The organism is Protofrankia sp. CiP1_Cm_nod1, from assembly GCF_920888515.1.
Classification (GTDB): domain Bacteria; phylum Actinomycetota; class Actinomycetes; order Frankiales; family Frankiaceae; genus Protofrankia.
Window position 1 is genome coordinate 1 of the sequence record NZ_CAKKTM010000446.1, and the last position, 9289, is coordinate 9289.

8 protein-coding genes and 1 pseudogene are annotated in these 9289 nt (G+C 70.3%); 3 read left to right on the forward strand and 6 right to left on the reverse strand.

Features of this window, described 5'->3' with window-relative positions; translation table 11 throughout:
- Positions 1–222: pseudogene (locus tag NBX02_RS20435) on the reverse strand (sensor histidine kinase); the annotation flags it as partial.
- Between the two features lie 434 nt (positions 223–656).
- Here NBX02_RS20435 and phoU point away from each other — a divergent pair.
- The gene (gene phoU, locus NBX02_RS20440; RefSeq protein WP_250281972.1) at positions 657–1298 is read left to right on the forward strand and encodes a phosphate signaling complex protein PhoU; all 642 of its coding nucleotides are present in this window, start codon (positions 657–659) and stop codon (positions 1296–1298) included.
- 123 nt (positions 1299–1421) lie between these two features.
- Here phoU and NBX02_RS20445 read toward each other — a convergent pair whose 3' ends face one another.
- The 3 genes from NBX02_RS20445 to NBX02_RS20455 form a co-directional block, all read right to left on the reverse strand.
- Positions 1422–2156: a phosphoglyceromutase gene (locus NBX02_RS20445; protein ID WP_250281970.1), complete on the reverse strand. Its 735-nt coding sequence runs from the start codon at positions 2154–2156 to the stop codon at positions 1422–1424.
- 201 nt (positions 2157–2357) lie between these two features.
- Entirely contained in the window at positions 2358–2711 is a 354-nt protein-coding gene (locus NBX02_RS20450; protein WP_250281967.1) for a hypothetical protein, read from the reverse strand.
- Positions 2708–3187: a hypothetical protein gene (locus NBX02_RS20455; RefSeq protein ID WP_250281965.1), complete on the reverse strand. Its 480-nt coding sequence runs from the start codon at positions 3185–3187 to the stop codon at positions 2708–2710. The genes NBX02_RS20450 and NBX02_RS20455 overlap by 4 nt, the downstream gene beginning before the upstream one ends.
- Before the next feature lie 596 nt (positions 3188–3783).
- Here NBX02_RS20455 and NBX02_RS20460 point away from each other — a divergent pair.
- Positions 3784–4347 carry a transcriptional repressor gene (locus tag NBX02_RS20460; protein ID WP_250282002.1) on the forward strand — a complete coding sequence of 188 codons (564 nt, stop codon included), beginning with the start codon at positions 3784–3786 and terminating at the stop codon, positions 4345–4347.
- A 7-nt stretch (positions 4348–4354) separates the two neighbouring features.
- Positions 4355–5719, forward strand: a complete 1365-nt coding sequence (gene ygfZ, locus NBX02_RS20465) for a CAF17-like 4Fe-4S cluster assembly/insertion protein YgfZ (RefSeq protein ID WP_250292603.1) — start codon at positions 4355–4357, stop codon at positions 5717–5719.
- Between the two features lie 102 nt (positions 5720–5821).
- Here the strand turns inward: ygfZ and NBX02_RS20470 are convergent, their stop codons facing one another.
- The gene (locus NBX02_RS20470; RefSeq protein WP_250282001.1) at positions 5822–7171 is read right to left on the reverse strand and encodes a transcriptional regulator; all 1350 of its coding nucleotides are present in this window, start codon (positions 7169–7171) and stop codon (positions 5822–5824) included.
- 544 nt (positions 7172–7715) lie between these two features.
- Positions 7716–9071, reverse strand: coding sequence for an extracellular solute-binding protein (locus NBX02_RS20475; protein WP_250281961.1), 1356 nt, complete (start codon positions 9069–9071; stop codon positions 7716–7718).
- Positions 9072–9289: the final 218 nt, after the last annotated feature.

Below are 9289 nucleotides of genomic sequence, written 5' to 3' on the forward strand. Positions count from 1 at the left end.
CGACGGCGTCTGGGCCGGCGGCGCCTGGGCCGATGCCGGTCGCGGGCCGGGACGCTCCCGGCCGGTGCGCGGCGTGGAGCCGACAGCATCCGAGCGGGTCCCGCCGGCGAAGAACCCGAAGCCGGAGAAACCGGAACGGCCGATGCCGGGCAGCCCGATGCCGGGCAGCCCGGAACCGGGGAGGCCGAAGCCGGCCTCCCGCTCGTCCGCGCCCTCGCCCACGGCCGAATGGTAGGTGGGCTGCGGGTGTATCCACCCAACCCGGTCCGATAGTCGTCAGGAGTTCACCCGGCCAACAGGATGTGTTCACCGTGGGGCGAGCACTGCCGACCATCGTTGATCGCGACAGGGTATGCGCGGCGTTCGGGGTCATATGTCCAGGAGCAATCGCTGTTCGCCCTCAACGTGTGACGCGCCGAAGAGCGGAACGGCGACTTTCCCACGGACAGCCGACGCCGGCTCGCAACGCCGGGAGCCGGCACGCGCATGGTCACCGTCCCGGCGAGCCGGGAACACGGCCGCCGTCCCGGTGACCAGCGAGATCCACGGCTTCCAGCAGCGCGAAAGAAACATGATCGTGCTCTGCCAGCCGTCCTGACCTCACCCTGTTGTGGTCCGATGGGCTGACAACCGCTACAGACACGAAGGAGCCGTCCGTGCGGGACGCCTTCCACGACGAGCTCGAGAGCATCAACTCCTCGCTCGTCGAGATGACCAACCTGGTCGCTTCAGCAATGGCGCGAGCGACGACCGCCCTTCTCGACGCAGATCTGCAGCTCGCCGAGGGCGTGATCACGGCTGACGAGACCGTGGACCTGCTACGCAACGAAATCGAGGAACGATCCTTCGACATAATGGCGCGCCAGCAGCCGGTCGCCACCGACCTGCGGACGATGGTCACCACGCTGCGTATCGTGGCTGACCTCGAACGCATGGGCGACCTCGCGCTGCACGTCGCCAAGGTGGCCCGCCGGCGCTACCCCGGCCGTGCCGTCCCACCGGAGCTGCACTCGACCCTGCTGGAGATGGGGCAGGTCGCGCAGCGCATCGTCGCCAAGGCGGGGTCGGTCATCGCCGGCCACGACGCGGCCCTGGCCAAGGAGCTGGAAAGCGACGACGACTCCATGGACGCCCTGCACCGCAAGCTCTTCCACGTCCTGCTGGAAACGGAATGGACCTACGGCATGGAGGCCGCGATCGACATCACCCTCTGTGGCCGCTACTACGAACGCTACGCCGACCACGCCGTCTCAGTAGCCCACCGGGTCATCTACCTGGTCACCGGCAAACGGGTCTGACCCGCCCGGAGCGGGACCAGCTACACGAACAGAGCGGTGACGTGGTTCCGCCCCTGCCGGGCCCGCGTTCCCCACGTCACGGCTCCGTTCGGCGCCGCCGAGCGCCCACCCGACCGGCGTTCGTTACTTCTTGCCCTGGGCGGCTACGGCGGCGGCGGCCCGGGCCGCTTCCTCCGGGTCGAGGTAGGACGAGGACAGGACGCGCAGGTCGTCATCCAGCTCGTAGCGCAGCGGGATGCCGGTGGGGATGTTCAGGGCGGCGATGTCGCCGTCGCCGATGCCGTCGAGGTGCTTGACCAGGGCGCGCAGCGAGTTGCCGTGGGCGGCGACGAGCACGGTCCTCCCGCGCCGCAGGTCCGGCACGATCGCGTCGTACCAGTACGGCAGTATCCGGGCCACCACGTCCTTGAGGCACTCGGTCGCCGGGATGAGGTCCGGCGGCAGGTCGGCGTAGCGCTCGTCCACACCGCTGACCTGCTTGGGGCCGATGGGCGGCGGCGGGGTGTCGTAGGAACGGCGCCACAGCGTGAACTTCTCCTCGCCGTACTCGGCGAGGGTCTCGGCCTTGTTCAGCCCCTGCAGGCCGCCGTAGTGCCGTTCGTTCAGGCGCCAGGAGCGGTGCACGGGGATCCACGTCCGGCCGGCCGTGTCGAGCGCGATCCAGGCGGTGCGGATCGCGCGCAGCAGCAACGACGTGTGCACCACGTCCGGGAGCGCACCGGCGTCGCGGAGCAGTTCACCGCCGCGGGCCGCCTCCTGGCGGCCCTTGTCGGAAAGGTCGACATCCACCCAGCCGGTGAACAGGTTTTCTCGGTTCCACGTGCTCTCGCCGTGGCGGAGCAGAACGAGCGTCGGCATGACTTCGATCCTGCCGCAACCCGTCGCCGCGATGCGGCTGGATCGGCCGTGGCGCACCCGTCCGGGGCACTTTCAGGGCCGCTCCGACCGCGACGCCCAGCCCTTCACCACCCCACACCGGTACCCCCGCCCCTGGCCGCCCGGCCCGAACCGGCCCGCTGGTGTTGCCCTCGTCCGCTGTCCTGGTTGTCGGCTTGGGTGTCAGTCGGTGGCCTTGGGATGGCCGGTACCGGCGTAGATCACCCACGCGGTCCGGTTCGAATCATCGATCAGATACCAGATGCGTCCGCCGCTGGTGACCTCATACTGCCAGCGTTCCAGCGTCTGGCCTTTGAACGTCGCGGTGCCGAGGGCGCCCTTGAGACGGTGGTGACGGTCCGGATTGCCGCGGATCCGCGGCAACGACCGGATTGTGTCGAAGGCGCGGCGCAGGTTGCCCGGGGCCTGGCGGGCGAGGTGTTCCCAGCCGTCGGCGGCCTCGTTGGTGGCGAAACAGATGTCGTACTCGCTGCTGGTGGGGGGTGGAGCGGCGCGGTCTTCCCGCTTCGGGCTCATTCGGTTGCGACGGCGGGTGGCTGGGGGACGGGGCCGAGGTCGCCGTCGGGTTCCCGGGTCAGGATCGCGTACAGGGCGGGGTCGGCGTGGATCTCGGCGCTGTGCCGCCACTGGGTGAGCAGGACGGCGACGGGAGCCAGCGTGTCCAGCGCCATCGCGCCGCGCGCGGTTGCGATGAGCTCGGTGAAAAAGGTGTCGACGTCCGCCGGCGGTAGGAACGTCGTCCAGGGCAACGCGTCTGGCAGCGCCTGCCGCAGAGCGGCAGCGTTCCCGGTGTGGATCAGGCTGGCGAGCATGCGGGTGGCGAAGTCGACCACGGCGGAGTCCTGTTCGAGTTGCTCCACTCGCATCAGCGCGAGGTCCGTCGCGTCGCGGCGGCGCAACCGGAGCGCGCGTACCTCGTCGAGCCGTCGGGCGGTTGCCGCCGGATGATGGAGGAGCTCGCTGAACGGGACTTCCTCGTAGGCCGCGCTCATGACATCCACACTAGCTCGGATGTCGCAACATCTTAAGATCGAATCATGGCCGCAACATCTCGGACCTTGCGGGCCACCCATCGATGACGCCCGACCGCCTTCCGCCCCATCGACGGTCCCGCCAGCGGCGTCGTGATAATCCGCAGCCGCCGCGTGGCATCCTGAGCCGTCCGACTGGGGACAAAAAGACCTCCGGGCGCTTCCATCGCCCATGGAAGGGACGACAGGTCGTCGGGACCAGCGACGACGCCCGGAGGTCCGGTGCCTGTCTGGTTCTCGCCGGTGCCGGTGCCCGCAGGTCACCCGGCAGGGGTGAGGACCACGAGACCGGCTTAGCGGACAGTCACCTCACGAGTCCGTTTATCACACAAAACTAGACCACCTCCCTTCTCGTGTACGGACAACGCTACGGGGGCCGGGTGGGCTCGGCAACCGCTTTTCCGCACCAACCGCCAAGCCGTCGCCGGCGACTCCTGAACACTTAAGGCGACTTATATATAACAAAAAGTAATTATCGTCGGAGGGTCGCGACGGTGACACAGCAGGACACCGTCCGCACGATCGAAGATCCATCGGACGCGGCCTAAACTGTGTCCATGACGGTGGACGTCGCGAAAGGCCGGGAGAGCTGGCGGTGGCGTGAGGCTGCTGCCGCGCCGGTTGCCACCGCGTCACCGCGGGCCGAGGTCCCGGCGTCGTCAGCCTCGGGGTCGTCGTCAGCCCCGGAGCCGGTGGCGGACGGCACCTGGCAGACGCAGTTACGCTCCCGGGGCTACCGGCTCACCCCACAACGCCAGCTCGTCCTCGAAGCGGTCGCCCGGCTCGGCCACGCCACCCCCGAGGAGATCGTCACCGAGGTCCGCCGCACCGCGGGCGGGGTCAACATCTCCACGGTGTACCGCACCCTGGACCTGCTCGAGGAGCTCGACCTCGTCTCGCACGCCCACCTCGGTCACGGCGCGCCGACGTACCATGCGGCCGGCGTCGTCGAGCACGTCCATCTGGTGTGCGGCGGCTGCGGCACGGTGCGGGAGATCCCTTCGGACGTCCTGACCGACCTCGTCGCCCGGCTGCGCGACGACTTCGACTTCTCCGTGGACGTCAGTCACGTCGCACTTGCCGGCCGATGCGGGAACTGCGCGACCCCGGTCTCGGGTTGAACAGGCCATGACCGGACAGTCCATGACCACCGACCCGATCGCCACGCGCACGCCCGGCGGCCCGGACAGCCCGGACAGCCCGGACAGCCCGGACAGCCCGGACAGCCCGGACAGCCCGGACAGCCCGGACGACGGCTACCGTTCACCGCTGCTGGCCGTCGCCGGTGCCGTGCCCGCCACCGGGCCCGATCTCGGGGTCGCCGACCACTATGGGGATCCGCTGCGCGAGCAGCGCGCCGGCGAGCGCGGGGCAGTGGTCGTCGACCGCTCGCACCGCGGGGTGCTGCGCGTCACCGGTGTGGACAGGCTGTCCTGGCTGCACAGCATCACCTCCCAGCATCTCGCCGCGCTGCCGGCCATGCGGGGCAGCGAGGCGCTGGTGCTCTCCCCGCACGGCCACGTCGAACACCACCTGATGATCGCCGACGACGGGACGGCCAGCTGGCTCGACGTCGAGCCGGGCACCAGCGCCGCACTGCTCGCCTACCTGGAGTCGATGCGTTTCCTGCTGCGGGTCGAACCGGTCGACGTCCATGCCGACTATGCCGTGCTGTCGGTCATCGGCCCGGCCGCCGTGGACGTCGTGACCAGCGCGTTCGCCCCGCTCGACCCTCCGCTCCACCGGCCTGACCGCCACGATGTGACGGTGGGTTACGACGGTGACCTGCTGGCCCATGGTCTGTACCCGCTGGCCCGGGCCCTCGTCCGGCCGGCCGTCACATCACCAGCCGTAGTCGACGGCCCCGTGGCCGACAGCGCCGCGACGGACGGCCCGGGGGCCGGCCTCGAGGCGGGCGAGCAGGAGGATCCGGGCGGATCCGAGATCCTCGTCCGGGCGATGCCCGACGGTCTCGACCTGCTCGTCCCGCGCCGGACGCTGCGCGGGATGGTCGAGCGGCTCGTCTCCGCGGGCGCCTCCCTCGCCGGGGCCGGCGCGTTCGAGGCGGCGCGGGTCGCCGGCCGCCGGCCCCGCCTGGGCGCGGAGACCGACCACCGGACGATCCCGCACGAGGTCGGCTGGCTGGCCACCGCCGTCCACCTCGACAAGGGCTGCTACCGTGGTCAGGAGACCGTCGCCCGCGTGCACAACCTGGGACGCCCGCCCCGGCGCATGGTCCTGCTGCATCTGGACGGCACGACGGTCGCCCACGGCGCCCCGGTGCACAGCGGCGGCCGGGCGGTCGGGTTCGTGGGCACGTCCGTCGTACACGCGGAACTCGGCCCGATCGCGCTGGCGATCGTCAAACGGACCGTGCCCGACGACACCGCCCTGGTCGTCGTCGACCCGGAGGCGGGTGAGGTCGCGGCGTCCGTGGAGCCGGCGGGCGGGCCCGACCAGCCGACCCGCCCGGCCGGCCGTCTCGTCGGCTGACCCGAGCCCGGACCGTCCGTTCCGTGCGTCGCACCCTCGGCCGGGCCGCTCGCCTCGGCGAGGGCAGCCGTCCCCCGGGTGGGATAGGACGACAGGACACGGTCAGGCGGGACGAGCGAGGAGCTGATCCACCTCACGGACGTCCGGATGCGCCGCGTGCCGGCGCAGGGAGCGCCGGACATCCTCCGCCCGCCGTGCGTTGCGCTGCGAGCGGGTGGCCTCCAGGAACGGCGTCGCCTGGCGGACGAGCGCGCACCCGTGGTCGATGTTGCCCAGGTCGATCTGCACGGCCGCGCGGCGGAGCAGGTATGTCGCGTGGTCGCGGGCGCGGGCGACCGGGTGCACCGCGAGGGCGTGCGCCAGCCAGCGGTCCGCCTGCTGTGGCTGGCCGAGGTCGATGTAGCAGATCCCGAGCTGGGCCGCGTGGAATCCCTCGTCGAAGATGCCCGCCCAGGCCGGGTCGTGTGGGCTGGAACGGCCGGCCGCCGTTTCGGCCTGGGCCAGCGCGCGGAAGCACCCGGCCTGGTCGCCCAGTGCCGCGTACGCCCGGGCCAGCCTCATCTGGAACATCGCGCCGGCGCGTCCGCTGATGCCGCCGCTGCTCGTCACGGCCGCTTCGGCCAGCTCGAGGGCTTCCTTGGGACAGGCGAAGTCGACGCACTGCAACGACATGTTCTTCATGATGTTCGCACCGACCAGCCGGTCCCCGGCGGCGTGGGCGGCGTGCAGGGCCGCGATCCAGTAGCGTTGCGCGCTCGTGTGGTAGCCGGCGTCGAACGACGCCCACCCGGCGATCCGGGCGAGTTCGGCGGCGAGCAGCTGGAGGCTCGTCCCGATCTTCTCCGTGTACGAGCCCTTGGCGAGCAGGTCGGTGACCACTCGCAGCTCGGCGTCGACAAGCCGCCGGACGCCCTCCCCGCCGAGCCGGTCGTCCATCAGCCGTAACCCCGGGATGTTGTGCTCGATGCGGTGGACCACCTGTTCGTCCACCCGGCCGCCGTCCAGGGCGGCGGCGAGCCGGGTGGGCTCCAGGTTGAGCCACTCGCCGGCCAGGCTCGCCACACCCGCTCCGGTGATGGTGAGGAAGCCGCGGCGGTCGGTGAGGGCACCTTCGACAACATCGATCATTGATGTCACACTGCCTGCGCTGTTCCACGGGTAGTCGGTACGTACGACGTCACCGGTCGGCAGCCAGGCCGGCCAGGGATGGGACTCGATCTTCTGGGCCGAGACTCCCAGCTCGGTGGCGAGGGCAAGCTGGGAGACCCGGTCAGGCACGACACCCCGGTGTTCCCAGCGCCAGACCTTCTGACGTTCCGCCGCCATGTTGGCCACACCCAGGTCGCGTGCGCGGCGCGCCACCACCCGGGCCAGTCGCTGATAGGACCAGCCATGCTGCGCCCGGACGAACGCGAGCGGGTGAGCGCAGGCGCCGGCGCCCTCGGTCGACATCATCTGTCTCCTTCGAGTCGCATCTGGTGAGCAGCTAACAACGCTATGTGATGACATCTTCGCGACACAGTGACAAACAGGAAGCGATGCGTGCGCAAAAGACCACAGGAGGACAACGACATGCACCGTTTAACACCGATTGCACACGTGCTCACACGATGGCCGCGAATGCACCGCACAAAATCCCGCACAGGCCATTGACTGCTCATCAGCTTGCTGTTCAGCAAGATCCTGCAATCATGCTACCGCCGGTCGCGAGCCCCACAAGAGGCCGTACCACGGCGAGATCACACGGAGCGTCTCGAAATGCCTACTCCCCGTTCGCGATCTTATAAAAGAATGTAATAAATACAAAAAGAAACAGAATCGTGGACGGAGCGGGAGCGGAGCGACGGCAAAGCCGAAAAGCCGAACGCCCCGACGGGCAACGGCCGCATGGCGGCCACCGGCCGGACGGCCGTCAACCGAACGGCCACCGGCCCGATGAGCAGCAATCAAATGATCATCGGGCCGGTGGCCGCCGGTCACATAAGGTGGCCGCCGGTCACATGATGAGCGCCTCCGCCTGCTTCTGCAGTTCGGTCAGCGTGGCCGTCGGATTCGCGCCCGCCATGATCCTCGCGACCGCCTCGGATGCGAGGACGGGCACCTCACCGCCGCGCGGCCCCGACCAGTACGGCGCGTGGACGACCGAGTCGGTCATCGCGTTGAAGGGCACCACCTGCGGGTACCGCTGGTACAGCGAGACCAGCCGGTTGGCCGCCTCGATGTCGACCGGCAGGTAGCTGAGCACCGTCGCCCCGGCGGCCACCACGTCCGGCGCGAGCATCGCCATCATCAGCTCGGTGGCCATCTCGTTCTGGCAGCGGTCGGTGGCCAGCACCACGAGGCCGTTCCCACCGGCCACCGGATGCTGCGTACCACCCGGCAGGACGGGCAGCGGCGCCACGCCGAGCGGGAACGCGCCCCTGCCCTGGCGTTCGATGGTCTGTACCCCCGGCACCACCGAGCTGATGCTCGCGCCCACGATCGCGGACTTCCGGTTGAGGGCGAAGCGGACCATGGCGTCGGCCGGCGTGTTCGACTGGGGCCCGTAACCGCCGACCCTGGCCAGGAAGCTCGCGGTGTCGCGCGCCGCGGCACTGGTGAAGTCCGGCCGTCCCCCGGCGTTCTGGATGTTCGCGCCCTTCGACCCCGCGATGGTGTTGAAGAACCACTGCCCGAACTGGTCCGAAGCCGGCAGGTCGACCGGCTGGACGCCGGGCAGAGCCTGCCTGATCTTTTCGGCCGCGGCGAGCAGGCCGGTGGTGTCCTTCAGCGACCCCGGGTCCACCCCGGCCTGGGCGAGCATGTCGGCGTTGTAGAGCAGGACGGGCACGGAGACCTGCTGCGGGACAACGAACAGCTGCCTGCCCACCGACCCCAGCGTGGTGAACCGCTGGTCGTAGGAGGCGCGCAGCGACCGCGGCGACACCTCCTGGGCGTCGAGCCGTTCGACGAAGGTGGCCAGCAGGTCGAGCCCGGCCACCGCGAGGTCCGTGCTGCGCCCGGCGGCCGCGTCGGTGCCGATCTGCTGGACGATCTGGGAATAGCTGGTCGCGGTGGACGTGATGTCGACCGTCAGGCCGGGGTGGGCCTTCTCCATGTATGCCTTGGCTGCCTTCGCGCTGTCGGTGAGCGGGCCGCTCGCGACCATCCGCAGCGTTCTGACCCTTGTGGCGCACTGGAGCGACGCCGTGGCCCCGTTCGCGTCGGACACGGCGACGGTGGCCGGGCGGGCCGGCGGGCGCGGGCCGGCTGCCGGCGACAGGCCGCCGGAACCGCCCACCCCACACGCGGCGATCGTGCATACGGCGGCGACGACAACGGCGAACCGTGTCGCCGGCGGAATCCGGATCAATTTTCTTCCTTTCAGGCTTTCACGCCCCGACGCCGCCGGTTCTGATATCGGTGCCGAGGCCGGTGCTGCCGACGGCCCGGGCGGCCGGCATCGGACCGGAATGAGCACGGTCGATTCCGCGCTACTCGTTCGCGGTACTCGGCGCGGCCGATGGCCGGGACGCGGGAACCGGCGGCGGGAACGCGGCCTGCGGGCCGGTGGGCCGCCGGGCCGCAGGC

Coding starts and splice junctions, on each gene's coding strand:
- ygfZ (WP_250292603.1), top strand. CDS start 4,355: ATGACCGGACAGTCCATGACCACCGACCCGATCGCCACGCGCACGCCC.
- NBX02_RS20445 (WP_250281970.1), bottom strand. CDS start 2,156: ATGCCGACGCTCGTTCTGCTCCGCCACGGCGAGAGCACGTGGAACCGA.
- NBX02_RS20455 (WP_250281965.1), bottom strand. CDS start 3,187: ATGAGCGCGGCCTACGAGGAAGTCCCGTTCAGCGAGCTCCTCCATCAT.
- NBX02_RS20470 (WP_250282001.1), bottom strand. CDS start 7,171: ATGTCGACCGAGGGCGCCGGCGCCTGCGCTCACCCGCTCGCGTTCGTC.
- NBX02_RS20460 (WP_250282002.1), top strand. CDS start 3,784: ATGACGGTGGACGTCGCGAAAGGCCGGGAGAGCTGGCGGTGGCGTGAG.
- NBX02_RS20450 (WP_250281967.1), bottom strand. CDS start 2,711: ATGAGCCCGAAGCGGGAAGACCGCGCCGCTCCACCCCCCACCAGCAGC.